At 70.1% G+C, this 25436-nt stretch carries 25 protein-coding genes and 1 riboswitch; of the genes, 10 read left to right on the top strand and 15 right to left on the bottom strand.

Annotation, left to right across the window (positions count from 1 at the left end; translation table 11 throughout):
* Positions 1-150: 150 nt before the first annotated feature.
* The 5 genes from P3W75_RS30815 to P3W75_RS30795 form a co-directional block, all read right to left on the bottom strand.
* Positions 151-750, bottom strand: a complete 600-nt coding sequence (locus P3W75_RS30815) for a DUF2846 domain-containing protein (protein ID WP_276231117.1) — start codon at positions 748-750, stop codon at positions 151-153.
* Positions 751-835: 85 nt separating this feature from the next.
* Complete coding sequence (locus tag P3W75_RS30810; RefSeq protein ID WP_276231116.1) at positions 836-2113, bottom strand: acyltransferase family protein; 1278 nt, start codon at positions 2111-2113, stop codon at positions 836-838.
* Between the two features lie 45 nt (positions 2114-2158).
* Positions 2159-3238, bottom strand: a complete 1080-nt coding sequence (locus P3W75_RS30805; protein WP_276231120.1) for a phospholipase D-like domain-containing protein — start codon at positions 3236-3238, stop codon at positions 2159-2161.
* A 74-nt stretch (positions 3239-3312) separates the two neighbouring features.
* Positions 3313-3888, bottom strand: a complete 576-nt coding sequence (locus P3W75_RS30800; protein WP_276231115.1) for a YceI family protein — start codon at positions 3886-3888, stop codon at positions 3313-3315.
* 111 nt (positions 3889-3999) lie between these two features.
* Positions 4000-4905 (bottom strand): LysR family transcriptional regulator, encoded by a 906-nt coding sequence (locus tag P3W75_RS30795; protein ID WP_276231114.1) that lies wholly within the window; start codon positions 4903-4905, stop codon positions 4000-4002.
* A gap of 107 nt (positions 4906-5012) precedes the next feature.
* Between P3W75_RS30795 and P3W75_RS30790 the strand changes: the two genes are divergently transcribed.
* A complete protein-coding gene (locus P3W75_RS30790) occupies positions 5013-6512 on the top strand; it encodes an MFS transporter (protein WP_276231113.1) in 1500 nt (499 codons plus the stop codon).
* A 301-nt stretch (positions 6513-6813) separates the two neighbouring features.
* On the opposite strand, the gene P3W75_RS30785 is transcribed toward P3W75_RS30790, so the two are convergent.
* From P3W75_RS30785 to P3W75_RS30770, 4 genes are all read right to left on the bottom strand, one after another.
* On the bottom strand, positions 6814-7149 hold the full coding sequence (locus tag P3W75_RS30785) for an amidase (protein WP_276231112.1): 336 nt from the start codon (positions 7147-7149) through the stop codon (positions 6814-6816).
* The gene (locus P3W75_RS30780) at positions 7146-8267 is read right to left on the bottom strand and encodes a serine hydrolase domain-containing protein (RefSeq protein WP_276231119.1); all 1122 of its coding nucleotides are present in this window, start codon (positions 8265-8267) and stop codon (positions 7146-7148) included. The genes P3W75_RS30785 and P3W75_RS30780 overlap by 4 nt, the downstream gene beginning before the upstream one ends.
* Positions 8268-8361: 94 nt before the next feature.
* The gene (locus tag P3W75_RS30775; protein ID WP_276231111.1) at positions 8362-9147 is read right to left on the bottom strand and encodes an MBL fold metallo-hydrolase; all 786 of its coding nucleotides are present in this window, start codon (positions 9145-9147) and stop codon (positions 8362-8364) included.
* Positions 9148-9217: 70 nt separating this feature from the next.
* Positions 9218-10114, bottom strand: a complete 897-nt coding sequence (locus P3W75_RS30770; protein ID WP_276231110.1) for an acyl-CoA dehydrogenase — start codon at positions 10112-10114, stop codon at positions 9218-9220.
* Between the two features lie 144 nt (positions 10115-10258).
* Here P3W75_RS30770 and olsB point away from each other — a divergent pair, with 144 nt between their 5' ends.
* Positions 10259-11014 carry an L-ornithine N(alpha)-acyltransferase gene (gene olsB, locus P3W75_RS30765; protein ID WP_276231109.1) on the top strand — a complete coding sequence of 252 codons (756 nt, stop codon included), beginning with the start codon at positions 10259-10261 and terminating at the stop codon, positions 11012-11014.
* The gene (locus P3W75_RS30760) at positions 11014-11778 is read left to right on the top strand and encodes a lysophospholipid acyltransferase family protein (RefSeq protein WP_276231108.1); all 765 of its coding nucleotides are present in this window, start codon (positions 11014-11016) and stop codon (positions 11776-11778) included. The genes olsB and P3W75_RS30760 overlap by 1 nt, the downstream gene beginning before the upstream one ends.
* A 149-nt stretch (positions 11779-11927) precedes the next feature.
* On the opposite strand, the gene P3W75_RS30755 is transcribed toward P3W75_RS30760, so the two are convergent.
* Both P3W75_RS30755 and P3W75_RS30750 read right to left on the bottom strand, forming a co-directional pair.
* Positions 11928-12794, bottom strand: coding sequence for a universal stress protein (locus P3W75_RS30755; RefSeq protein ID WP_276231107.1), 867 nt, complete (start codon positions 12792-12794; stop codon positions 11928-11930).
* Between the two features lie 71 nt (positions 12795-12865).
* A complete protein-coding gene (locus P3W75_RS30750; RefSeq protein WP_276231106.1) occupies positions 12866-13459 on the bottom strand; it encodes an ACP phosphodiesterase in 594 nt (197 codons plus the stop codon).
* Between the two features lie 120 nt (positions 13460-13579).
* Between P3W75_RS30750 and P3W75_RS30745 the strand changes: the two genes are divergently transcribed.
* The 6 genes from P3W75_RS30745 to P3W75_RS30720 all read left to right on the top strand — a co-directional run bounded on the left by P3W75_RS30745 (position 13580) and on the right by P3W75_RS30720 (position 20224).
* Positions 13580-13822, top strand: coding sequence for an exodeoxyribonuclease VII small subunit (locus P3W75_RS30745; RefSeq protein WP_276231105.1), 243 nt, complete (start codon positions 13580-13582; stop codon positions 13820-13822).
* On the top strand, positions 13819-14706 hold the full coding sequence (ispA, locus tag P3W75_RS30740; protein WP_276231104.1) for a (2E,6E)-farnesyl diphosphate synthase: 888 nt from the start codon (positions 13819-13821) through the stop codon (positions 14704-14706). The genes P3W75_RS30745 and ispA overlap by 4 nt, the downstream gene beginning before the upstream one ends.
* 151 nt (positions 14707-14857) lie before the next feature.
* Positions 14858-15493, top strand: coding sequence for a hypothetical protein (locus P3W75_RS30735; RefSeq protein WP_276231103.1), 636 nt, complete (start codon positions 14858-14860; stop codon positions 15491-15493).
* On the top strand, positions 15490-16029 hold the full coding sequence (locus P3W75_RS30730) for a hypothetical protein (protein ID WP_276231102.1): 540 nt from the start codon (positions 15490-15492) through the stop codon (positions 16027-16029). The genes P3W75_RS30735 and P3W75_RS30730 overlap by 4 nt, the downstream gene beginning before the upstream one ends.
* A gap of 108 nt (positions 16030-16137) precedes the next feature.
* The gene (gene dxs, locus P3W75_RS30725; protein WP_276231101.1) at positions 16138-18036 is read left to right on the top strand and encodes a 1-deoxy-D-xylulose-5-phosphate synthase; all 1899 of its coding nucleotides are present in this window, start codon (positions 16138-16140) and stop codon (positions 18034-18036) included.
* Between the two features lie 50 nt (positions 18037-18086).
* Positions 18087-18264, top strand: a riboswitch (cobalamin riboswitch).
* An 85-nt stretch (positions 18265-18349) separates the two neighbouring features.
* A complete protein-coding gene (locus P3W75_RS30720) occupies positions 18350-20224 on the top strand; it encodes a TonB-dependent receptor domain-containing protein (RefSeq protein ID WP_276231100.1) in 1875 nt (624 codons plus the stop codon).
* 275 nt (positions 20225-20499) lie between these two features.
* On the opposite strand, the gene P3W75_RS30715 is transcribed toward P3W75_RS30720, so the two are convergent.
* From P3W75_RS30715 to P3W75_RS30700, 4 genes are read right to left on the bottom strand one after another with little or no spacing between them, the layout of a single operon-like run.
* Positions 20500-21063, bottom strand: coding sequence for an HAD family hydrolase (locus P3W75_RS30715; protein WP_276231118.1), 564 nt, complete (start codon positions 21061-21063; stop codon positions 20500-20502).
* Positions 21064-21095: 32 nt separating this feature from the next.
* Positions 21096-21965: an acyl-CoA thioesterase II gene (tesB, locus tag P3W75_RS30710; protein WP_109936399.1), complete on the bottom strand. Its 870-nt coding sequence runs from the start codon at positions 21963-21965 to the stop codon at positions 21096-21098.
* Positions 21962-23596: a nitroreductase family protein gene (locus P3W75_RS30705; protein ID WP_276231099.1), complete on the bottom strand. Its 1635-nt coding sequence runs from the start codon at positions 23594-23596 to the stop codon at positions 21962-21964. Before P3W75_RS30705 ends, tesB begins: the two co-directional genes overlap by 4 nt.
* Positions 23575-24138 carry a GNAT family N-acetyltransferase gene (locus P3W75_RS30700; protein ID WP_276231098.1) on the bottom strand — a complete coding sequence of 188 codons (564 nt, stop codon included), beginning with the start codon at positions 24136-24138 and terminating at the stop codon, positions 23575-23577. Before P3W75_RS30700 ends, P3W75_RS30705 begins: the two co-directional genes overlap by 22 nt.
* A 108-nt stretch (positions 24139-24246) precedes the next feature.
* Here P3W75_RS30700 and P3W75_RS30695 point away from each other — a divergent pair, with 108 nt between their 5' ends.
* A complete protein-coding gene (locus tag P3W75_RS30695) occupies positions 24247-25167 on the top strand; it encodes a histone deacetylase family protein (RefSeq protein ID WP_276231097.1) in 921 nt (306 codons plus the stop codon).
* Positions 25168-25436 lie beyond the last annotated feature (269 nt).

Here is a 25436-nt window from a genome sequence, read left to right as displayed (position 1 = left end):
GACGCGGGAACAGCGGGGAGGATGGGGTCATGGCGCAACGCTCGTTGTTATTGTCGGGAGCCGTTGCGGGATTTTTTAGCACCGGCCCGTGGCGGGCCGGTAAGCATAAAAACTCAAGGAGCCATGAGCTGAGCTCATAGCTTGGGAAACTCAGATGCCGACCTTGTCCAGCGCTTCGCCGACGCCGTCCCAGAAGCGTTTCTGGCTGCGCACTTGGTAGCCGCTGGCGGCGATCTGCGCCGGTTCCTGGACCAGCACCGTATGCGCGATCTCGGGTTCCGCCAGGCGCGCCTCGATCAGCTGCAACGGGCCGTCGCCGTCGCTGTGGACGCGCTTGCCGGGCACGCGGTCTTCGTCGTAGCGCAGGTAGTAGACGCCGCCGGGCTTGGCGTCGAGAACGAAGCTGGAGATGCGCGTGAAGTCCATCGGGCCGTCGGCCAGCCAGGTCCAGAAGCCGCCCATCAGCGGCCGGCGCATTTCCAGCTTGTAGCTGCCCGGCTCGAACTCCAGGGCCAGGTAGCCCTTGCTCGGCAGGCTGCCGATCAGTTCGTTGTTGAGGAACAGGCCGGGGGCTTCGAGCTCTTCATCGGCCCACTTGTTCTGCGGGCGGTAGAGGTAGACCACGGCGTGCTGCGCATCGCTGGCGCGCAGCGGGGCGAACGCCTGGCCGTCGGTGGCGCCGAAGAACGCGCCGGGGGTGCTGCAGCCGGCCAGCAGCAGGAAAAGCATGCCCAGCAGCGATCGCGTCATGCGCCTGTTCCTTCTTGTGGTTATGCCTTGAGCATAACCAGCGCCGGCGTTCCCGCCACCCGCCGAAAGTCCGGGTGGCGGCGGCTCAGGGCAGGGTCGCCGGGCGCCCCGGCGCCGGCTGCGGTAACAGGTGGCGCACCAGCCATTTGCGCGTGGGTACGACTAGACGCTCCTGGAACAGCACGCAGCTGACCACCATGAACAACAGGAACAACGGGTACAGCCACAACGACAGCTGCTGCTCGGTGGCGGCGGTGATGCAGTAGGCCCAGTCGGCCAGGCAGTCGCCGGGCGAGCGGATCAGTTTTTCGCCACGGGAGAACAGGGTGAACAGCGGCACGTGCAGGGCGAACAGCGACAGCGAGGCCGCCCCCAGGCGCGGCGACCAGTAGCGGATCGCCGGGCTCTGCGGGTCGCGCGGCAGCGCGCTGAGGTACACCAGCACCAGTTGCGCCGGCAGCAGCAGGCCGTTGTGCAGCAGGAAGTACCAGTGCCGCGCGCCCTGGGTGTAGAGGTAGTCGGCGGCGAGGAAGTTCGCCACCACGAAGGCGCCCAGCGCCAGCACCGCGCCGCTGCCGGGCAGGCGGCCGGCGTCCTTGTGCTCGCGGAACAGGCCGTAGGCGAGAATGCCGCCGAGGAACTCCGGCAGGCGCAGGAGCGGGTTGCGGTGCAGCAGGCCGGTCCAGGGCATGCCGTACTGCTGGTGCAGCACCAGCAGCAGCGCCGGCACCAGGTACAGCAGCCAGAGCAGCGCCAGCGCCCGCGACTTGTTGCGGATGCGCATCAGCCGGGGCGCCAGCGAGGGGAAGCAGAGGTAGAAGAAGAACAGCGTCGACAGCGACCAGAGCGGCGCGTTGAAGGTCAGGTACAGCGGGTTCCAGGCCTGCAGCATGGTCAGCTGGAGGATGCTGTTGAGCAGCAGCTCGCGGTCGCTCATCCAGTGCCGGAACAGTTCCGGGTGGGTCTGCCCGAGGGTCTCGTGGGTGTCGTAGACGACGAAGCGCGGGGTCGCCTGGTCCAGGTCCGGGCCGATGCCCAGCTGGCTGATCAGCAGCAGCACGCCGATGGTCAGCAGGATGGAGAAGATGTGGATCGGGTAGAGGTTGGAGAAGCGCTTGGTGAGGAAGCTGCGCGGGCTTTCGCGCAGCTGGCCGTCGGTGACGTAGACGTGGGCCAGGAGGAAGCCGGAAAGCACGAAGAAGGTGCTGGTGGCGAAGAAGCCCAGGCTGGTCAGCTCGTCCAGGCCGGGGAACTTCTGCTGCGCCGGGTAGGCGTGCAGGGTGTGGTAGACCACCACGTAGAGCCCGAGCAGGAAACGCAGCCACTCCAGCCCGATGAACCTTTCCTTGCGGATCTTGTTCACGACTTTCTCCCGTTCTGCCGGGCGCCTGTTCCCGGCGGGCTGGCCTCAACGGCGGCGGTCGAGGAAGTTCACCACCACCCGGTCGAGCCAGCCCCACAACCGCTGGTGCAGGCGCATCCACAGGGAGCGGCCGTGCCACAGCGTGAAATCGATTTCCCGGCTGGCGGCGAAGTCGGCGATCAGGCAATCGGCCACCGCCGCCGTGAAGTCGGCGTCCAGTACCTCGATATTGGCATCCAGGTTGAAGCGCAAGTTCCAATGATCGAAGTTGCACGAGCCCACGCTGGCCCAGTCGTCGACCAGCGCCACCTTCATGTGCAGGAAGCGTGGCTGGTACTCGAAGATCCGGATGCCGGCGCGCAGCAGGCGCGGGTAATAGCGTTGCCCAGCATAGCGCACGGGGGCATGGTCGGTGAGCCTTCCGGTGAGCAACAGGCGCACTTCGACGCCGCGCCGCGCGGCCTTGCGCAGCGCCCGGCGGACCTTCCAGGTGGGCAGGAAATACGGCGTGGCCAGCCAGATGCGCTGGCGCGCGCCGTTCAGGCTGCGTACCAGCGCCTGGAGGATGTCGCGGTGCTGGCGGGCGTCGGCGTAGGCCACCCGGCCGAGCCCGGCGACGCCGTCGGGCGCCGGCGGCAGGCGCGCCGGCTGCACCCGCTGCTGCGGGCGCCAGGCGCGGCGCTGGCCGCAGGCGAGCCACTGGCGCTCGAACAGCGCCAGCCAGTCGGCGGTCACCGGGCCCTGCATTTCCACCATGACTTCGTGCCAGGCGCTGCTGTTCTCCGGCACCGACCAGAATTCGTCGGTGGCCCCGGTGCCGCCGACGTAGCCGATGCGCTGGTCCACCAGCAGCAGCTTGCGGTGGTCGCGGAACAGGTTGCGCCAGCCGCCGCGCCAGCGTAGCGGGTTGTACAGGCGCAGCTCGCCGCCGGCCTCGCGCAGCCGGCGGCCCCAGGAGCCGCCCAGGCGCAGGGTGCCGAAGGCGTCGAACAGGCAGCGTACCTGCACGCCGCGCCGGCGCGCGTCGAGCAGGGTTTCCAGCAGCAGCTCGGCGCAGGTGCCGCCTTCCACCAGGTACAGTTCCAGGTCGACCTGGTGCTGCGCCCCGGCGATGGCCGCGAGCATGCGCGGGAAGAAGTTCTCCCCGTCCACCAGCAGGGCGAAGCGGTTCTCGCTGCGCCAGGGGAAGACCGAGCCGCTCACCGTTCGGCGAAGATCAGCACGGCGCCTACCGGCACCGCGAGGTTGATGGTCTGCAGGTCGGCGAGCTTGCGCAGCTTCTCCAGCGCCGGCGCCAGGCCGAATTCGGCGGCGTCGAGGATCAGCGGCGACAGCGTCACCACCTGGAAGCGCCGTTCATCCAGGCGCGTCACCAGCACCTCGGCGCGGTAGGCGTGGCTGGCGCCGTGCAGGCTCAGGCGCAGCGGCAGGCGCATTTCCAGCTGCGCGCCGTTGGCCAGGGCGAGGATCGGGCCCAGGTCGAGCTGGGCGTCGACGGCGGCTTCGGGGAAGCGCTCGACTTCGAACAACAGGTCGCGCATGCGCTCGTCGCGCAGCGGTACGCCGCTGAGCACCGAGTCCAGTTCGATGCGCAGGCTGGCCTTGCCCTGGTCGTCGACGCTGCCGTGCATGACCAGGAAGCGGTTGTTGTCGGCGCCGGCGGCGCCGCGGCCGGTGACGAAGCTCAGCCGCGAGGATTCGTAGTCGAGGTACCAGGCCGCCTGGGTGGAAACGGCGAAGCAGGCCGCGAAGAGGAAGGCGAACAACGAGCGCATGAAATCCCTTACATGGAAAACGACCGGATCAACGGCAACGATAGCCGCCCGCCGTCGGCTTGCCTACCGGCCGACCGGCGAGCCCATTGGGCAGGCGGCGGCGCCAATGGTTCACTCGGCCAGCAACGCGGGAATCCCGGCGACCAGCGCATCGATGGCGCAACGGGTCTTCAGCGGCATGTAGCGGGTCTTGGGCCACACCGCATGGATATCCAGCGGCGGCAGGTTGCAGCGGCCCGTCACCACCACCAGCTCGCCCAGCTTCACATGCCGCGCCAGCAACCAGGACGGCAGGCGCGCCAGGCCGAAGCCGGCCACGGCGGCGGCGGTGATGGCCTGCAGGTCGTCCATGCTCAGTTGCGGGTCGACGTCGATGCGCCGCGCGTTGCCGCCGTCGTCGCGCAAGTCCCAGGGCGAGGTGACGCCCGCGACCGAGTAGCTGATGGCCGAGTGCCCGGCCAGCTCGTCCAGGCCGGACGGCATGCCGTTCTCGGCGATGTACGAAGGCGCCGCGCCGATGCTGGTGTACTGCACGCCCAGCTTGCGCGCGGCGAGCGTGGCGCTGTCACCCAGCGAGCCGATGCGCACGGCGAGGTCGAAGCCTTCTTCCACCAGGTCGACGCGACGGTCGCTGAAGGACAGGTCGATCTTCAGCGACGGATAGCGCCGCGCCAGCGCCAGCATCAGCGGCACCACGCAAAGATGGCCGAAGGCAATCGGCACGCTGACCCGCAGGCGCCCGCGCGGCTCCAGCCGCCCGCCTTCCAGCGCGGTGTGCGCGGCGTCCAGTTCGGCCAGCGCGCGCACGCAGCTGTCGTAGAACACCTGCCCGTCGTCGGTGAGGCTCTGGCTGCGTGTGGTGCGTTGCAGCAGGCGCACGCCCAGGCGCGCCTCCAGCCGGGCGATGGCCTTGCCCACCGCCGACCGCGTGAGGTTCAGGCGCTCCGCCGCCAGGGCGAAACTGCCGGCGTCCACCACCTGGACGAAGGTGGCGATGCCATCGAGTCGGTCGTCCATCGGCCTGCCTTTTGAATCCCGGAAAGACCCAATGATGGGACGAAATGGCGCCAATGGGGAACCCTGTTCTTTTCGACAATGGTGGCCCGGACAACGGAGCCCCTCCCATGACTACCCCCCACAATCCCAGAAACCTCATCGCCCTGGCCGCGGTGTGCCTGTCGTCGATGATGTTCGGCCTGGAGATCTCCAGCGTGCCGGCCAGCCTGCCGGCCCTGGAGCGCCTGCTGCACGGCGACTTCCAGGACCTGCAATGGGTGATGAACGCCTACACCATCGCCGTCACCAGCGTGCTGATGGCCGCCGGCACCCTGGCCGACCGCTTCGGCCGCAAGCGCCTGTTCGTCATCAGCCTGGCGCTGTTCGGTTGCACCTCGCTGCTCTGCGGGCTGGCCAGCGACATGCCGGGCATGATCGCCGGGCGCTTCCTGCAGGGCGCCGCGGGCGGGGTCATGCTGATCTGCCAGGTGGCCGTGCTCAGCAGCCAGTTCAGCGACCCGGCCGCGCGCGTCCGCGCCTTCGCCGCCTGGGGCGTGGTGTTCGGCGTCGGCCTGGGCTTCGGGCCGATCATCGGCAGCGCCATCGTCGCCCTGGCCAGTTGGCAATGGGTATTCCTGGTCCACGGGCCGCTCGCCCTGCTCACCCTGGCGCTGGCGCAGTACGGCGCCGTGGAGTCTCGCGACCCGGACGCCGAACGGCTCGACGTCGGTGGCATGCTCAGCCTGTCGCTGGCCGTGCTCGGCAGCGTCTTCTATATCACCCAGGGCGCGGACATGGGCTTCGCCAGCCCGGCGGCGCTGGCGATCCTGCTGGCCAGCCTGGCGTGCCTGGTGGCCTTCGTCCTCATCGAGCGCCGCGTCGAGCACCCGATGTTCGACCTCTCGGTGCTGCGCATCCGCGCCTTCGCCGGCGCGATCTTCGCTTCGGCGGGGATGAACGCGAGCTTCTGGCCGCTGATGATCTACCTGCCGGTGTACTACCACGGCGTGCTCGGCTACGACGATGTGAAGGCCGGCTGGTCGCTGCTGGCCTATACCCTGCCGACGCTGCTGGTGCCGCCGGTCGCCGAACGCCTGGCGCATCGCTTCCGGCCGGGCTGGGTGATCCCCGCCGGGATGTTCGTGATCGGCGCCGGCTTCTTCCTGATGCTCTGGGGCAGCGCCGTGGAGCACGCCAGCTGGCTGACCCTGCTGCCCGGCTGCGTGCTGGCCGGCATCGGCCTGGGCCTGACCAACACCACGGTGACCAACACCTCCACCGCCGCCGTGGCCGCCGCCCGCGCCGGCATGGCCTCGGGCATCGACATGAGCGCGCGGATGATCTCCCTGGCGATCAACATCGCGCTGATGGGGCTGATCCTGCTCTGCGGCGTCAGCGCCGCGCTGCACGACCTGGACGGCGCCCAGAGGCTGCAGCAGGCCGCCGGCATCGCCAGCGGCCGGCTGGGCACGGACGCTCCCGACAGCGCCCGCGCGGCATTGGCGCAGGGTTTCGGCTGGGTGCTCGGCTACGGCGGCATCGGCGCCTGGCTGTTCGCGGCCGGCAGCTTCCTGACCTTCGGTACGCAGCGGGCGGCGCGGCCTAGACTGGAGGCTGTCCGATCCTGAATGACAGGAGTGCCGCCATGAAGATCCTTCTGCTGCTCACCGTCGTGCTCATCGGCGCTTCCAGTTGCAGCGTCGGCACCGGCTTTCGCCTCCAGCCCGACGCGCCGGCCATCGCGGCGCGATCGTAGGCTGGGCCGGGCGAAGCGAAATCCATCGAACAGCGGTGCCCAAGGGCAACGGCGGATAACGCCGTAGGCGTTATGCGCCCTACGGGGTGTGCCTCACCGCGGCAAGGCGTCGGCCTGGGGCAGCGGCGAAGCGATGCCCATCAATATCCGCCATGGACCGAAACGGCGGCGCCCTACTGTGGCAAGGCGTCCGCCACCGGCAGCAGCCGGCAGCCTTCGCGCGGGCCGAGCCAGGCGGCGGTCTGGGTGCTGCCCAGGCCGCGCGCGGTCACCCGCTTGTGCGCGGCGTCGTCGAGGAAGCCGCTGGTGGGCACGTACTGCCTGGTGTAGCCCTGGCAGTACTCGGCGCTGTTGCCCATGACGTAGCGGCAGGAGCAGTACTCCTTGGCCGTGTAGGCGCCGATGATCGGCGGGAAGGATTCCAGGTGCGCGCGGTTGGCCCAGGCCCAGCCGGCCAGGCCGACGAGCAGCAGGAGCAGCAGGCTGAGCAGCGGATGACGGCGGATCATTGCTTGCCCTCCGGCCGGGCGAAGGCCGCGAGGGCCAGCTTGAGGAAGTCGTCGTGGCGGTAGCTGCCGTCGCGGTCGTCGGCGTAGCGCACGATCACCAGTTTCTGGTCGGGCAGCACGTACATCGCCTGGCCCCAGTGGCCGAGGGCGGCGAAGGTGGTTTCCGGGGCGTTCGGCCAGGGCACGCGGGCGCCGGCCGGTGCGCGGTTCAGCCACCACTGGCCGCCAGGCACCGCTTCGTCGGCCTGTTCCGGGGTCGGGTGGTAGTTCGGGAAGGGCGCGAGGACGAACTGCATCCACGCCTGGGGCAGCAGCTGGCGTTCCTTCCAGCGCCCGCCGCGCTCCATCAGCAGGCCCAGGCGGGCCAGGTCGCGGGCGGTCATGTAGGCATACGAGGAGCCGACGAAGGTGCCCTTGGCGTCGCGCTCCCACACCGCCGAGCGGATGCCCAGCGGGTCGAACAGCGCGGTCCAGGGGTAGTCGGCGTAGGCGTCGCCGACCATCTGCCGCAGGCTCGCCGAGAGCACGTTGCTGTCGCCGCTGGAGTAACGGAAGCGCTTGCCCGGCTCGGCATCCAGCGGGAAGCCGGCGACGAACCCGGCCATGTCGTCGCGGCCTCGGGTATAGAGCATGGCCACCACCGAGGATTTCAGCGGGGCGTATTCGTAGTCTTCCTCCCAGGCCAGGCCCGAGGCCCAGTTGAGCAGGTTGCGCATCTTCACCTCGGGGTGCGCGGCGAAGGGCGCGTAGTGCTGCGCCACCGGGTCGTCGATCTGGAAGCGGCCCTCGCCGAAGGCCACGCCGAGGACGCTGGCCATCACGCTCTTGCTCATCGACCAGGCCAGGTGCGGGGTCTGCGCGTTGCTCGGCCCGGCGTAGCGTTCGTAGATCAGCTCACCGTCGCGGATCACCACCACCGCGTCGCTGCGCACGCCCTTGCGGGTGGCGTCGTCGCGGGCGGGGAAGGTGTAGGCCTCGAAGGCTTGCACGGCGGCGCCGGAAGGCGCGGGGCCGCGCTGCCAGTCGGCGTCGGGCCAGGTTTCGGCGTGCAGCGGCGCCAGCAGGCACAGGCTGGCGGCCAGGGTGGCGCCCCGCAGCAGCGGGCGCAGGAAGGGCATGGGCATCGGCGGGCCTCTTGTTTTCAGCTCGCCGGACCCTAGCACGTGCGCGTGACCGCTTTAAGCGCCGATCACGCCGTAATGGCGGACAGATTCAGCGCGGCACCTGGTAATCGTCCGCGCCGAGCAGGTCCATGCCGCACTCCAGGCCCTCGATCCAGTCGAGGAAGGCGTCGATCATCGGCCGCCCGACGAAGGGCCGGCCGTGCTGCGGCACCATCATCTGCACGTCCAGCCCACGGACCATCGCGGCCCACAGCCGGCACACCTTGTTGCTGGCCATGTAGCGGCGGTGGAAGCCGAGCATGTGCGGCAGGTGTTCGGCGAAGTCCTGCACCGGGTTGGCGTCGTCCACCAGCGAGGCGCCCATGTCGCCGGAGAAGAGGATGCGGCTGACCGGGTCGTAGATCTGGAAGTTGCCCACCGAGTGCAGGAAGTGCGCCGGCAGGATTTTCAGCTGGCTGCGCCCGAGCAGCATCGACTGGCCGCGATCGGGCACCGCGATGACCCGGTCGTAGGTGCTGATGCCGTGGCTGACCGCCAGGTAGTTGGCTGTGAGGTGCGGCAGGAAGCGCGCCCAGAGCTTGGAGCAGATGACCCGCGCGCGGGTGTGCAGCAGCCACTTGTCCAGCGCGGCGATGATGTCCGGGTCCTGGTGCGAGGCGAAGATGTAGTCCAGGTCCTGCAGCGGGAACAGCTTGGACAGTTCCAGCGACAGCGGGGTGTAGGTCAGGTCGCCGCCCGGGTCGAGCAGCAGGTACTGGCCGTGGTCGACGATGAGGAACTGGTTGGACTGCACCCCGTCGCCGCTGACGAGGTCGTCGAAACACAGGCATTGGTGGGTGCCGTTGTCGAACAGCACGATGGGTTCGCGACGCATGGGAGTTCCTGCAAGGCTCCGCCGAAAAGCGGCGGGAATGCCTCGCAGCGTACCCAGGCGCCAGCGCCCCTCACTGACCTGGATCAAGCCCCAGTGCGGCCCAGGCCTTGTCCAGGCGCTTGGCGCGGGCGCTGCCGCCCAGGGCGAGCACCGCGCGGTCGCGCTGCCACAGCTGCGCCCAGTGCGCCGGGCCCTGGGCGATGGCGGCGTCCAGCGCCGGCGCCAGGGCGTCGAACTGGGCGAACAGGCCGCCCAGCAGCAGGTGCGTCTCGGCGGCGTCAACCGGGTGCCGGAGCACTTCCGCGCAGCCGCCCAGCAGCCCCACCAGGCGCAGCGCCAGCTCGCGCGGCCAGTGGCTGTCCAGGCCCACGCCGTACAGCCAGGCGAGCAGCGCGGCCATCACGTGGACGTCCTCCAGGCAGCGGAACGGCTTGCTGTAGGCGTCCCAGCCATCGCCGGGCAGGCGCTCGCAATGGGCGCCGTCGAGGACCAGGCGGGCATGCGGGACGTCGGGGATCAGCGGCATCGGCGGCATCGGTTCCAGGCGCGCGCCGGGGGCGCCGGCCAGGACCACGGTCATCGCCAGGCGCGGGGGCGCGCCGGCCGGCTCGTCGCGGGCCCCCACCAGGTACCAGGCGGCGCGGTCGCCGGCGGTGGCGAAATCCTTGCGGCCGTGCAGGGTCAGGCCGTCGAGACGGGTGGCGAGATCGGCCGGGCGCAGGCGCTTGCCTTCGCTGACGCAGAGTGCGCCGAGGCCCGCCGGGGCCGCCGGCCAGAGCGCGCGCAGGGCCGCCTGGTAGCCGCCGAGGAAGGCCAGGCCGGGGGTGGCCGCCAGGCGCCCGGCGAGCACCGCGCACTCCAGCGGCGCGGCGCCGGCGGCGCGGCCGAGCAGTTCGCTGTACCAGTCGTCCAGGGCGAGGTCGGCGGGCAGCCGGTCCAGCGGGCCGAGCAAGCGGTTCCAGGGCATTCGGAGGTCCTCATCGGGGGCGGGGTGGTTGTCATACAAGCATCACGCCAACGTCACGGACGTGACACCGCCTCTTCCTAGCCTGAGCTTGCACAACAAAGGCGACCGGCCGCAACCCGCCTGGCCGGCCCATGGAGGCCCCGCATGAGTCAGATCGCCCCTCTCAGCGACACCCCTAGCGAACGCCGCCTCAAGGCCGAACGCCTGCGCGGCGCGGCGGCCCTGCGCGAGGCCCAGGCCCTGCGCTTCCGCGTGTTCAGCGGCGAGTTCGAGGCCCGCCTGAACGGCGCCGAGCTCGGCCTGGACCGCGACGACTACGACGCCCACTGCCTGCACATCGGCGTACGCGACCTGAGCAGCGGCGCCCTGGTGGCCACCACCCGCCTGCTCGACCACCGCGCCGCCGAGCGCCTGGGGCGCTTCTACAGCGAAGAGGAATTCCACCTCGACGGCCTGGACAACCTCCAGGGCCCGGTGCTGGAAATCGGCCGCACCTGCGTCGACCCGGCCTACCGCAACGGCGGCACCATCGCGGTGCTGTGGAGCGAGCTGGCGGAAATCCTCAACGAGGGCGGCTACCGCTACCTGATGGGCTGCGCCAGCATCCCCATGCGCGACGGCGGCATCCAGGCCCTGGCGGTGATGCAGCGCCTGCGCGAGCGCTACCTGTGCCACGAGCACCTGCGCGCCGAGCCGAAGACCCCGCTGCCGGCGCAGGAGTTGCCGGACAACCTCACCGCCGAACTGCCGCCGCTGCTCAAGGCCTACATGCGCCTGGGCGCGAAGATCTGCGGCGAGCCCTGCTGGGACCCGGACTTCCAGGTCGCCGATGTGTTCATCCTGCTCAAGCGCGACGAGCTGTGCCCGCGCTACGCCCGCCACTTCAAGGCGGCCGTGTGATGCGCGGCGCCCTGCGCGTCGCGCGCCTGCTGGCGGTGATCGGCCTGGGCGTGGCCCTGGCCAGCTGGGTGGCGCTGCTCGAACGCCTGCCCGGCTACGACTGGACCTTCCTGCGCCAGGGCCTGACGCGCTGGTGGCTGGCGCGCCTGCGCCGTGCCCTGCCCTACCGGGTGAAGGTCTACGGCGAGCTGCCGCGCGCCCCGGCGCTGTGGGTCAGCAACCATGTGTCCTGGGTGGATATCCCGCTGCTCGGCGCCCTCGCCCCCATGACCTTCCTGTCCAAGGCCGAAGTGCGCCAGTGGCCGCTGGCCGGCTGGCTGGCGGAAAAGGCCGGGACCCTGTTCATCCGCCGGGGCGCGGGCGACAGCGGCCAGCTCGGCGCGCAGATCGCCGGGGCCCTGCTGATGGGCCGCTCGACGCTGATCTTCCCCGAAGGCACCACCACCGACGGCCGCGGCCTGCGCACCTTCCATGGGCGCCTGCTGTCCGGCGCGATCGAGGCCGGGGTGCCGCTGCAACCGGTGGCGCTGCGCTACCTGCGCGCGGGCGAAGTGGACGCGCTGGCGCCCTTCATCGGCGACGACGACCTGTTCAGCCACCTGCGGCGGCTGCTGCGCAACGATCGCGGCACCGTGGAAATCCACCTGCTCGACCCCCTGCCCAGCCACGGGCGCGACCGCGCGCAGCTGGCGCAACAGGCGCGCGCCGCCATCGGCACGGTGATCTACGGGGAAGTCGGCCAGGCGCAACAGCTCGCGGCCTGAAAGAGAAAGTCGAACCTGCCGGGCGCCACGGCTGGCAGGTTCCGCCCAGGTCGGAGTCGCCAAGGCTCCACCGCGCTCTGCAAAGGCAAGCGCCCGCCATTGGCGGGCGCCGTCGTTTCAGAGGCGCGCGGAGGCTTCGCGGCGCCGGCCTATACGCCGGTGTCCGGCGGCACGACCAGGATGTCGCAATCCAGTTCGCGCAAGGCGTAGTCGGCAACACTGCCGATGAGAGCACGTTTGACCCCACCCATGCCCCGGGTGCCCATCACCAGCAGGTCCGGCCGGTGCTTCTCGGCCAGGCGCTCGAGCACGTTGCCCGGCAGGCCGACGGCGACCAGTTGCTCGTCGACCCAGGGTTCCAGCTGCTGGTCGCGCAGGAACGCCTTGAACTCGTCCACCGCCTGGCGGGTCTCGGTGCCGACGAACTCGTCGATGCGCTCCTCGCTGACCCCGGAGTACTGCATCATGCCCTTGGCCAGCGGGCTGAAGGCATAGATCGCGCGGCGCACGGCGCCCTGCAACAGGCCCAGGCGCTCGGCGACGCGCACCGCGTTGGCCGAGGCCGGCGAGGTGTCCAGCGCCAGCAGCAGGTCGCGGTATTCGCCGGCGGCGGGCTGGTTGACCATCAGCACCGGCAGCTTGCCGGCGCGCACCACGCGTTCCACCGTGGTGCCGACGAAGATGTCGCGCAGCGTGCTCTTGCGGTGCGCGCCCATCACCAGCAGCTCGGCGTCTTCCTCGAGGGCGCTGGCGACGATTTTCTGGTTCGGGTCGCCGACCTCGACGCGGATGCGCGGGCAGCTACCGCCCAGCTCGGTGAGTTCGACCAGGCGCGCTTCCAGCAGCAGGCGCACCTGGGTGGCCTCCTGCTGCACCAGCGCCGCCGGCTGGTCCTCGTCGACCACGGAGAGCACCGTCCACGGGCAGCCGAAGCGTTTGGCCAGGGCGCCCGCGCGTTGCAGGGCCTTCTCCGAGCGCGAGGACAGATCCGTGGCGATGAGCAGTGATTTGAGCATGTGAACCTCCCTCTCCGTCGTGGCTTCTATTGCATCCTGTCAGGCGTTTCCGACGCTTGATGCACATCAAGTCAGGGCCGATCCGCCGGAAATTCGTCGCGCATCCCGACCAGCGACTGCAATTGCGGGTAGAACGCCCGGAAATCGTCGCTCAGCGGCAGGTACAGCGCCTCCAGCTCCTCCCAGGCGCCATCCAGCAGGCCGGGCCGCGACAGCCGCCGCGACATGCCGGCGAGCACATCGCGCAGCACCTCGAACTCGCGGTAGCTGCCCAGCCAGTCCTGCGCGGCCATGCGCGGCGCGATGCGCGCCAGGCGCTCGGGCAGTTGCGGCGTGGCGTTCAATACACCATAGACCCGGTGGGTGAATGCGCTGAGCGGCTCGTTGCTGAATGTGTCCCAGTCGCGGGCCAGGCAATGGTCGAAGAACACATCCAGCATCACCCCGGCCAGGCGCCGCCGCGCGGCCGGGAAGCGCGCCTTGGCGGCGAGCACCTGCGGGTGGCCGTCGGTGAAGGCGTCGATGCGCCGGTGCAGGCGGATGGCCGCCTCGATGTCGGCCGGCCAGCGCCCGTCCAGCGGCCCCTTGACGAAGTCGCCGTAGAGGCTGCCGAGCAGTTGCGCCGGCAGCGAGCCGCCGAGATGGAGGTGGGCGAGGTAGTTCATGGGCCCAGCATAGCGCGCCGCAGGCCTGCTGGCAGCACTCGCGCGCGGCCCGCGGATTTGCCCGCAAGGCCCGTCTCTGCTAGTGTCGCCGGGTTCTGAAGCCCCCCGCCGAGATGTCCCATGGCCCGCAAGAAAGCCGTCGATTTCGAACAGTCCCTCACCGACCTGCAATCCCTGGTGGAGCGCCTGGAGAGCGGCGAGCTGTCCCTCGAGGACTCGCTTGGCGCCTTCGAGCAGGGCATCCGCCTGACCCGCGAGTGCCAGGCGGCGCTGAGCCAGGCCGAGCAGAAGGTGCAGATCCTCCTCGAGCGCGATGGCGAGCTGAACGAAGCGCCCTTCGAAAGCGAAGGCGACGACGCATGATCGACGCCTACCAGGCGCGCTGCCAGGCGCGCGTCGACGCCGCCCTGGAAAGCCTGTTCGTCCCGCCCCGCGAAGAACTCACCCGGATCTACCAGGCCATGCGCTACAGCGTGGTCAACGGTGGCAAGCGCGTGCGCCCGCTGCTGGCCTACGCCGCCTGCGAAGCCCTCGACGGCGACCTCGCCCGCGCCGACGGCGCGGCCTGCGCGGTGGAGCTGATCCACGCCTACTCGCTGGTCCACGACGACCTGCCGGCGATGGACGACGATGACCTGCGCCGTGGCCAGCCGACCACCCATATCGCCTTCGACGAAGCCTGCGCCATCCTCGCCGGCGACGGCCTGCAGGCCCTGGCCTTCGAAGCCCTGACCGACGCCGCGCGCAACCCGCAGGACGCCGAGACGCGCCTGCAGATGGTCGCCGCCCTGGCCCGCGCCGCCGGTTCCGCCGGCATGGTCGGCGGCCAGGCCATCGACCTCGAGGCGGTCGGCCGGCGCATCGACCAGGCGGCCCTGGAAACCATGCATCGGCACAAGACCGGCGCGCTGATCGAAGCCAGCGTGCGCCTCGGCGCCCTGGCCAGCGGCCGCGCCGACACCGCGCGGCTGGACGCCCTGGCCCGCTACGCCGGGGCCATCGGCCTGGCGTTCCAGGTGCAGGACGACATCCTCGACGTGGAAAGCGACACCGCCACCCTGGGCAAGACCCAGGGCAAGGACCAGGCCCACGACAAGCCGACCTACCCGGCGCTGCTCGGCCTGGACGCCGCCAAGGCCTACGCCCTGGCCCTGCGCGACCAGGCCCTGGCCGCTCTGGAAGGCTTCGACGAGCGCGCCGAGCCGCTGCGCGAACTGGCCCGCTACATCGTCGAACGCCGCCACTGAGCACCACCCCGCGGATGGATGCTGGCCATCCGCCTGCAATCGCCTTATCCTCCGCGCAGCAAGGAAGCTCCGCTCGGCCTGGAAGGCCCCGTGCACGCCCCGCCGACCCGGCGCTTCCATCCCCGTCGATTGGTCAAAGGAACTGCACCGGATGTCCAGCTTCCCCGCGCTGCGAGCGCTGCCCCTTCTCGCCCTGGCCGCCCTCGGCGGCTGCTACAGCCTTTCCCCGGTCAAGGTCGACTCCGCGCTGGAGCCGCAGAACGACGCGCAGGCCGGCTACCTGGTCGGCGTGCTCGGCAAGACCCCCGAGGGCGCCAACGGCCAGGCGCTGCTGATCCGCAAGCGCGGCACCGACCAGGTGGCGCGGGTCCAGGTCACCGACACCTGGGCGCTGAAAACCCGCCACGACCTCGACGGCCGCGACTGGAGCAGCCCCTTCGCCATCGCCCTGCAGCCGGGCCAGTACGAGCTGTACAACGTCAACTTCACGCACAATGGCTACCAGCTGTGGAAGAAGGATGACTTTTCCATCCCGGTGACCATCAGCGCCGGCAAGGCCGCCTATATCGGCAACTTCCGCGCGAGCTGCTTCCAGAACCTGACGTCGGCCTGCTACTTCCTGCGTCGCGACCAGTTGGCCAAGGACAGCGCCGCGCTCAAGGGCGCCTATCCGCATCTGCCGGCCATCGAGGAGGCCAAGCTCAGCCGCCTGGACAACGCCGCGCCGATCATCGTCGACCAGGGCACCAACCCGAAGCTGTTCCAGGTTCTGCAGGGGGGCAAATGATGAAGCGCCTGTTGCCCCTGCTCGCCGGCCTGCTGCTCGGCGGCTGCCAGACCACCCACAGCCTGGCGCCGGCCCAGCCGGACTACGGCCAGGCGCAGTTCCCGCCGGTGGCGGTGGTCAGCAGCGGCGACCTGCCGGACTACCGGGTGCGCAACCTGCTGCGCGCCACCGGCCAGTTCGAACGCATCGACCCCGCCCCGCTCGGCGCCGACGCCTACACCGTGCTGGTCCGCAACCAGAGCAGCATCGGCAAGCCCAGCGGGCTGGAACAGGCGCTGCTGGTGCTGGACTCCGCGACCCTGTTCCTGATCCCCATGCCGGCGCAGGTGGACAGCAGCTTCGAGATCACCGTGATGCACGGCAAGAAGACCCTGAAGCAGTACAGCTACCGCAACCACAGCAGCAGCTTCTTCCAGCTGTTCCACCCGGTCGGCCCGGTGCAGGAGGAGCACCTGAAGCGGGTGGTCGACAGCTTCGTCGCCGACCTGCAGCACGACGGCGTGCTCAAGGCGCCGGTCGACGGCATAGCGCTCTAGCCAGCCGTAAACGACCGGTCCGACCCACCGGTCGTTCGGCTTGCTTGGGCGGGCCCGCAGCATCAGGTAAACTTCCGCATCTTTGCCTTACCTATAACGATCAGCCTGATGCCCACGACGTTCCACGAGATCCCCCGCGAGCGCCCCGCCACCCCCCTGCTCGACCGCGCCTCGACGCCGGTCGAGCTGCGCCGTCTCGGCGAGGCGGAGCTCGTCACCCTCGCTGACGAACTGCGCCAGTACCTCCTGTACAGCGTCGGCCAGACCGGCGGCCACTTCGGCGCCGGCCTCGGGGTGATCGAGCTGACCATCGCCCTGCACTATGTCTTCGACACCCCGGACGACCGCCTGGTGTGGGACGTCGGCCACCAGGCCTACCCGCACAAGATCCTCACCGGGCGTCGCGAGCGCATGGCCAGCCTGCGCCAGAAGGACGGCCTGGCCGCCTTCCCGCGCCGCGTCGAGAGCGAGTACGACACCTTCGGCGTCGGTCATTCCAGTACCTCGATCAGCGCCGCGCTGGGCATGGCCATCGCCGCGCGCATGCAAGGTTCGGGGCGCAAGTCGGTGGCGGTGATCGGCGACGGCGCGCTGACCGCCGGCATGGCCTTCGAGGCGCTGAACCACGCGTCCGACGTGCAGGCCGACATGCTGGTGATCCTCAACGACAACGACATGTCGATCTCGCACAACGTCGGCGGGCTGTCCAACTACCTGGCCAAGATCCTCTCCAGCCGCACCTACAGCAGCATGCGCGAAGGCAGCAAGAAGGTGCTCTCGCGCCTGCCCGGCGCCTGGGAGATCGCCCGCCGCACCGAGGAATACGCCAAGGGCATGCTGGTTCCCGGCACGCTCTTCGAGGAACTGGGCTGGAACTACATCGGCCCGATCGACGGCCACGACCTGCCGACCCTGATCGCCACCCTGCGCAACATGCGCGACCTCAAGGGCCCGCAGTTCCTGCATGTGGTGACCAAGAAGGGCAAGGGCTTCGGCCCGGCCGAGATCGACCCGATCGGCTACCACGCCATCACCAAGCTGGAGCCGGCCGGGGCAGCGCCGAAGAAGGCCGGCGGGCCGAAATACTCCAACGTCTTCGGCCAGTGGCTGTGCGACATGGCGTCGCAGGACCCGCGCCTGGTCGGCATCACCCCGGCGATGAAGGAAGGCTCCGACCTCGTGGCCTTCGCCGAGCGCTTCCCGGAGCGCTACTTCGACGTCGCCATCGCCGAGCAGCACGCGGTAACGCTCGCCGCCGGCATGGCCTGCGACGGCGTCAAGCCGGTGGTGGCGATCTACTCCACCTTCCTCCAGCGCGGCTACGACCAGCTGATCCACGACGTGGCGGTGCAGAACCTCGACGTGCTGTTCGCCATCGACCGCGCCGGCCTGGTCGGCGAGGACGGCCCGACCCACGCCGGCAGCTTCGACCTTTCCTACCTGCGCTGCATCCCCGGCGTGCTGGTGATGACCCCCAGCGACGAAGACGAGCTGCGCAAGCTGCTGACCACCGGCTACCTGTTCCAGGGCCCGGCGGCGGTGCGCTACCCGCGCGGCAGCGGCCCGAACACCCCGATCGACCCGACGCTTGCGCCGGTGGAGATCGGCAAGGGCGTGCTGCGTCGCCAGGGCAAGGCCGGCAAGGTCGCCATCCTGGCCTTCGGCGTGCAGCTGGCCGAGGCCCTGCAGGTGGCCGAGCACTTCGACGCCAGCGTGGCCGACATGCGCTTCGTCAAACCCCTGGACGAAGCCCTGGTGCGTGAACTGGCCGACAGCCACGAACTGCTGGTGACCCTGGAAGAAAACGCCGTGATGGGCGGCGCCGGCGCCGCCGTCAGCGAGTTCCTCGCCCGCGAGAACCGCCAGCAGCCGATCCTCCACCTGGGCCTGCCGGACTACTACGTGGAGCACGCGAAGCCGGCGCAGATGCTCGCCGAATGCGGCCTCGACGCCGCCGGCATCGAGCGCGCCATCGCCGAGCGCCTGGCGCAGCTGGGCGACCGCTAGGCGCATCCCTAAAGCGGAGTATTGCCGTGACGGGCGCACCCCGATAAGGTGCGCCCGTTTTCGTTCGAGGTAACGGGAAGCAGGTGAAAGACCTGCGCTGCCCCCGCAACGGTAACCGACCGCAGGCCACGGCCTGCCGCGCTTGGAAACGCCACTGTGCAACCGCATGGGAAGGCCGCGAGCGTGGGTGTCGGCAGCCCGGAGACCGCCCTCGACACGCATGACAGGTGTTGCGGAGGGCCGCACCTTCAAGCGCGGCCCCTCCCGCCCTTGCCCAGCCCTCCTCGAAAGTCCACTTTTGAGGAACCCATCGATGAAATTCTCCCGTTTCGCCCTGGCCGCCTCGCTGCTGCCCGGCGCCGCGTTCGCCGACGGCGTCGACGCGCCCTACCCGCTGCCCGACACCGTGGTCACCTCCGGCCGCCTGCCCGAGTCGCAGGCACAAGCCACCGCCGCCACCACCGTGATCACCCGCGAGGACATCGAGCGGCTGCAGGCGCGCAGCGTCGGCGAACTGCTGGAGCGCGTGCCGGGCCTGACCCTCGCGCGCACCGGCGGCCCCGGCAGCCTGACCAGCGTGTTCCTGCGCGGCACCTCCAGCGCGCAGACCCTGGTGCTGGTGGACGGCCAGCGCATCGCCTCGGCCTCCAGCGGTACGTCCAGCCTGGAGTTCCTCGACCCGGCGCAGATCGACCGCATCGAAGTGGTACGCGGCGCGCGCTCGGCGCTCTACGGCTCCGACGCCATCGGCGGGATCATCCAGGTCTTCACCCGCCAGGGCGACGGCGCGGGCCTCAAGCCCTACGCCCGCTTCGGCGTCGGCAGCAACAGCAGCTACGAGCGCAGCCTGGGCCTTTCCGGCGGCGACGCGCAGACTCGCTTCAACCTCGGCGCGGCCCTCGACGAGAGCGCCGGCATCGACGCCACCCGCGACAACTGGGGTGGCAACGCCGACCGCGACGCCTACCGTAACCGCTCGCTGAGCATGAACCTCTCGCACCAGTTCAGCGACGACCTCAAGGCCGGCTTCACCGCCCTCGACCAGCGCGGCCAGGTCGAGACCGACAACCAGTACGCGCCGACGCGGCCGAGCACCGACTTCCAGCTCAGCAGTTTCTCCGCCTACCTCGACAACCAGGTGAGCGACGCCTGGAACAGCCGCTTCGAGATCGGCCACAGCGAAGACAAGCGCGACACCCGCGACGACCTCGGCATCGACGACCCCTACCAGTTCGCCACCTACCGCGACTCGGCGAGCTGGGTGAACAGCCTGGCGCTGACCGACGCCCAGAAGCTGCTGGTGGGCGCCGACTGGTACGAGGACCGCCTGCACGGCAGCACCGACTTCACCCACGACTCGCGCTGGAACCAGGCGCTGTTCGTGCAGCACCGCTACAGCGGCCAGGGCTTCTCCACCGAACTGGGCATGCGCCACGACAAGAACCAGCAGTTCGGCAGCGAGAACACCTGGAACGGCGCGCTGACCCTTCCGCTGAACGCGCGCAACGACCTGGTGTTCTCCTACAGCGAAGGCTTCCGCGCGCCGACCTTCAACGACCTCTACTACCCCGACTACTGCTACGGCGGCACCTGCTACGCCAGCGCCAACCCGGACCTCAAGCCGGAGCATTCCAAGAGCTACGAGGTGCAGTGGCGCAACCAGTACAGCGACAGCGGTTCGCTGGAGATGTCGCTGTACCGCACCGACATCGAGGACGCCATCGTCCTCGACCAGAACTTCATCCCGCAGAACATCCAGACCGTGCGCATCAACGGCTTCGAGGTGGCGCTCAAGCAGGAGCTGTTCGGCTGGCAGGGCAACCTCGCCCTGGGCCTGCTCGACCCGCGCGACCGCGATAGCGGCCACACCCTGCAACGCCGCGCCCGGCGCACCCTGGACCTGGACCTCGACCGCGCCTTCGGGCCCTACTCGGTCGGGATGAACTGGCGCCTGGTCAGCAGCCGCTACGACGACGCGGCGAACACCGAGAAGATGGGCGGCTACGGCCTGCTGGGGCTGCGCGGGCAATGGCGGCTGAGCCAGGAACTGGCCCTGGAGCTCAAGCTCGACAACCTGCTGGACAAGGATTACAGCGAAGCCACCTACAGCACGCCGAACGGCCGCTTCGGCTACAACACCGAAGGCCGCACGGCGCTGTTCGCGGTGACCTGGACGCCGGAGCTGTAACCCGCAGGAGCGCGCCATGCGCGCGATCGCGGGCATGGCCCGCTCCTACCAGGCACACCCTTCCCGTACCGTCTTCCCCGCGAACGCGGGGATCCAGAGTCTCTGGGCTCCCGCGTTCGCGGGAGTGACAGGATGGGGAGTGTGCGCAAGACAGTTGCTCCTACGGTGTTCGGCCGTAGGGCGTATAACCGTTCGCGGTTATACGCCGCCCGGGGCGACCCTGGAGCCGTCGGGAATCCCCGTTGAACGGCGGATAACGCGGAGCGTTATTCGCCCTACGCCAGCACTCCGGCCAATCTTCCAAGCGCCGCGCAGTCCAGCGCGTGCCAGTCGGTCAGCTCCGGCCAGGGGTTCTCCGCCAGGTTCACCAGCGCCGTACGGCTGCCCGCCGCGCGGCCGCACTCCAGGTCGAAGCGGTAGTCGCCGACCATCAGCAGGTCCCGCGGCGCCACGCCCCAGCGTTCGGCCAGGTGCAGCAGGCCGTCCGGGCTCGGCTTGGGCTGGGCCTCGCCACGGCCGAGGATGTCCTCGGTAACGAAGCAGTCGCCCAGGCCGATCGCCGCCAGGGTCAGCAGCGCCAGCTCGTGGGCGTTGCGCGTGAGGATGCCGAGGCGGTAGCCGGCCGCGTGCAGCGCGCGCACCAGTTCCACCGCGCCGGGCGCCGCCGTGGAGGCTACCGCCAGCTCGCGCTCGTGCTCCAGCAGCCAGGCGTGCTTGGCCGCCGCCTCGGCTTCCGGCAGCGCCGCCAGGTGGGTGAGGATGTCGTCCTCCTGGGGAATCCCCAGGGCCCGCTTGATCGCCGGGAAGTCGTGCACCGCCAGGGTCAGGGTGCCGTCCATGTCGAACACCCAGTGGCGGATCGCGCCGGGGTTCACGTCCAGTCCTCGCGGCGGCGAATCAGGCCTTCCTGGGTCGCCGAGGCCACCAGCTGGCCGTCGCGGTTGAAGATGCTGCCGCGCACGAAGCCGCGGCCGTTGCCGGCCCAGGGGCTGTCGATGGCGTACAGCAGCCACTCGTCCGCGCGCAGGTCGCGGTGGAACCACACGGAATGGTCGATGGTGGCCACCTGCATATCCTTCTGCCACACCGAGCGGCCGTGGGGCAGCAGCGAGGTGGTAAGGAAACCGAAGTCCGAGGCGTAGGCGAGGATGTACTTGTGCAACGCCGGCACGTCCGGCAGCTTGCCGTCGGCGCGCAGCCAGAGGTACTTGATCGGCTCGCCGACCTGCGGGTCGTAGGGGTCGTTCTGGGTGACCGGGCGGATCTCGATGGGCTTGGGGTAGAGCAGCTTGTCGCGGATGCGCTCGGGGAACTGGGCGATGCTGCGCTGCTTGAGCTCCAGGTCCGTGGGCAGGTTCTCCGGGCCGACCACGTCGGGCATCGGGATCTGGTGCTGGAAGCCCTCCTCGTCGTACTGGAACGAGGTGCTCAGGGCGAAGATCGGCTGGCCCTTCTGGATCGCGGTGACCCGGCGGGTGCTGAAGGTGCCGCCGTCGCGCACCCGGTCGACCTGGTAGACCACCGGCATGCTGGCGTCGCCCGGGCGCAGGAAGTAGCCGTGCATCGAGTGCACGTGGCGCGCCGGCTCCACCGTCTGGCTGGCCGCCGACAACGCCTGGCCGAGCACCTGGCCGCCGTACAGCTGGCGGAAGCCGAGGTCCTGGCTGATGCCCCGGAAGAGGTTCTCTTCGATGGGCTCCAGGCTCAGCAAAGCCACCAGGTTGTCCAGGATCTGGGTCATGACGTTTCCTCGGAATCGGTACTGCGAATGGGATGCGGGCGGCGCGGCTGGAGGTACGCGGGCGAACTGGTCAGACGAGTGTCCCATACCGCGCGGCCGATGGTGAAATGATAGAGGCTGACCGGGCGGTCTGATCCCTCGCCGAGCAATTCCCGCAGCGCCTCGTCGAAGTAGCAGCCGATGCCGGTGCCGGACAGCCCGGCGGCCTCGGCTTCCAGGTAGAGCAACTGGCCGATCTGCCCGGCCTCCCAGTACAGCCGCGGGTAGGTCCAGGGGCCGTCGGCCAGCGCCGCGTCGAGGTCGGCGAGCATGGCGAAGGCCACGCAGCCGTCGCTGGCGATGTCCTGGCCGCAGGACAGGAAAGCCGAGAGCTGACGGGCGTCGCCTTCCAGCAGGCGGTACAGCGGCAGGTCGTCGACGGCGCGCTGCCACTGGAAGTCGGCGCGCAAGCCACCCGGCGCGCGGCCGCTGCGGCCCAGCCAGTAGAGCCCCGGCGCCAGGCCCTGGACGCGATGGACGAAGAGCAGCAGGTCGAGGCGCGGCGGCTCGCCGGAGCAGGCGAAGGGCACCGGAGAGTTGTCCGGCAGCAGGCGCCGCAGCCAGGCCAGCAGCAGCTCGGCGTGGATGCCGCTGCGGCCGTCCAGGCTCTGCGCGCTGCGCCGCCGATGAAGGATCGGGCGCAGCGGCAGGCCGGGGTTGTCCACGGCGCTTGCGGCGCGTGGCAGGCGCCAGTCGGCGGGCGTCTGCGCCGGCGCGCGGCAACGTTCATGGACGCGCTCCAGCTCCGGCCACTGCCGGTAGGCGCGCGACAGGCGATTGGGCTCACCCTGCAATTCCAGCGCAGCCAGGCCCTTCAGCAGCGCCTCGGGCACGCGTGGCTCGAGCGGCTGCGGCGGCCCGATCCACAGCAGCGCATCCACCACCTCGCGCTCATGGAAGCCCTCGCGCTCGACGCCGAACGCGGCGTCCAGGCGGCGCTCGTCCACGCCGCGCAGCAGGCGCACCTCCCAACCCTGGATGCTCGCCGCGATGGAGAGCGCCGCCAGGGCGTGGCCGAAATCATGCTGACAGTAGCGATAAGCGCGCTCGCCGTACTTCCAGGCCTCGCGCCAGGGAATGCTGGCCAGCGCCAGCAGCAGGCCTTCGCCGGGCAACTGCGCGGCCAGCGTGGGCGGCAGTTCGGCGCGCACTTCCAGGGCGTGTACGTCGGCGCTGTAGTGGGCGAGCACGGCGGCCTTGTCCACAGCCCCGGCGGATATCAGCAGGTAAGCCTCGGTGGGGTGCAGGTTGCCGCTCGACGGGTTGACCCGCAGCGCCCAGCGGCTGCCGCCGGACTCCTTCCAGGCGGAGATCGCCAGGCTGTCGTAGAGCAACTGCGAGACGCTCTCCAGGCTCACCGGCGCGGGCTCGCCGAGCGGCCCGGCGAACACCTCGTCGTAGCCCGGCGACTCCTCCTGCGGACGGTGCAGCAACTCGATGAGGCGCGCGCCGGCGTAACGGCGGAAGGCCGCCGGCTGGGTCGCCCAGTCCAGCTGGCCGGGGCCCGGCGCGAAGCGTTGCGGCTGGTGGCTGCTCAGCGCGTGGTAGGCGCGCACGTCATCGGCGGCGCTCACGTCTGCGCCTCCAGCCATTGCTGGCGCGTGATGCGGAACAGCACGTGCGGGCGCAGCGCGTGGCCCTCGGGCAGGCGCGGGTGCTCGAAATCGGCGGCTGCGTCGTGGCGCATGCCCAGGCGTTGCATCAGGCCCTGGGATGGCAGGTTGGCCGGCACGGTGAAGGCCACCACCTCGCCCAGGCGCAGCTGGCTGAAGGCGTATTCCAGCACCGCTTGCGCGGCCTCCAGCGCATAGCCCTGGCGCCAGAAGGCCTGGTTGAAGCGCCAGCCGATCTCCACCGCCGGGGTGAAGCTCGCCTCGAAGCCCACGTGCTGCATGCCCAGCACGCCGAGGAAGGCGCCGTCGGCGCGGCGCTCGACTATCCACTGGCCGAAACCATGCTCGGCGAAGTGCGCGTGGATGCGCGCGGCCAGGGCATCGCTGTCGGCGCGGCTCATGCAGGCAGGGAAGTGGCGCATCACCTCGGGGTCGGCGTTGAGCGCGGCGAAGGCTTCCAGGTCGCCGTCGCGCCAGGGGCGCAGGAGCAGGCGCGGGGTGCTCAGGCTGGGCAGGTGCATGGTTCGCCTCGGCAAGTTCGTCAGGCCGATATTGTGCCCCATGCGCGCCCCTGGCGCCCGGTCGCCGGGCCGGCTTACCCTTGGCGGCGTACAGCCCGAGCCCGCGCCATGCCGTTACCCCTGGTCTACCACGACGACTACAGCCCGCCCTTCCCCGCCGGCCACCGCTTCCCGATGGAGAAGTTCCGCCTGCTGCGCGACCATCTGGTAGCCAGCGGCCTGACCAGCGACGCCGCGCTGCGGCGCCCGGAGCCCTGCCCGGCGGACATCCTCGCCCTGGCCCACGACCGCGCCTACATCGAGCGCTACTGCAGCGGCAACATGGGCCACGAGGAACTGCGCCGCCTGGGCCTGCCCTGGACGGAAGCCCTGGCCCTGCGCACGGTGCGCGCCGTGGGTGGCTCACTGTTGGGCGCCGAACTGGCGCTGCGGCACGGCCTGGCCTGCCACCTGGCCGGCGGCACCCACCACGCGCACTTCGACCATGCCTCGGGCTTCTGCATCTTCAACGACCTGGCGGTGATCGCCCTGTACCTGCTGGAAAGCGGCCACGCCGGGCGGGTGCTGATCTTCGATTGCGACGTGCACCAGGGCGACGGCACGGCGCGCATCCTGGAGAACGTGGCGGACGCCGTCACCGTGTCGCTGCACTGCGAGAAGAACTTCCCCGCGCGCAAGGCCCAGAGCGACTGGGACATTCCCCTGCCGCGGCACATGGGCGACGCCGACTACCTGCGGGTGGTGGACGAGGCGCTGGACTACCTGCTGCCGCTGTACCAGCCGGACCTGGTGCTCTACGACGCCGGGGTGGACGTGCACAAGAACGATGCCCTCGGCTACCTGAACCTGACCGACGCCGGCCTGGCCGCGCGCGACGAGCGGGTGATCGAACGCTGCCTGGCCCGCGACATCCCGGTGCTCGGCGTGATCGGCGGCGGCTACGACAAGGACCGCGCGGCCCTGGCGCGGCGCCACGGCATCCTTCATCACAGCGCCCACCGCGTCTGGCAGCGCCTCGGCCTCGGTTGAGTTGTCCACGCAGGCTGTGGAACAAGCTGTGGAAAACCTTGGGGGCGACTGCCCGGGGCCCCACCCCGCCTGGGGTCCGGCTGGCTGGCTGAAAGATGACCAGGGAATCGGCGAAGACAAACGTACGTTTTTTCCACGGTTACTGTGGAAGCCACTGTGGATAAACTGCGGGGCGTTCTCTGCAGGCCACGCCAGCCGCGCCCTCCAGCCAAACGAACAAAATATGACCAGCACCCAAGCCCCTGTGTAGGAGCGAGCTTGCTCGCGAA

The sequence above is a fragment of the Pseudomonas citronellolis genome, from assembly GCF_029335315.1.
GTDB classification, from domain to species: domain Bacteria; phylum Pseudomonadota; class Gammaproteobacteria; order Pseudomonadales; family Pseudomonadaceae; genus Pseudomonas; species Pseudomonas citronellolis_A.
Note: the sequence above shows the minus strand (reverse complement) of the source record. Positions and strands in the feature narration are given on the sequence as shown.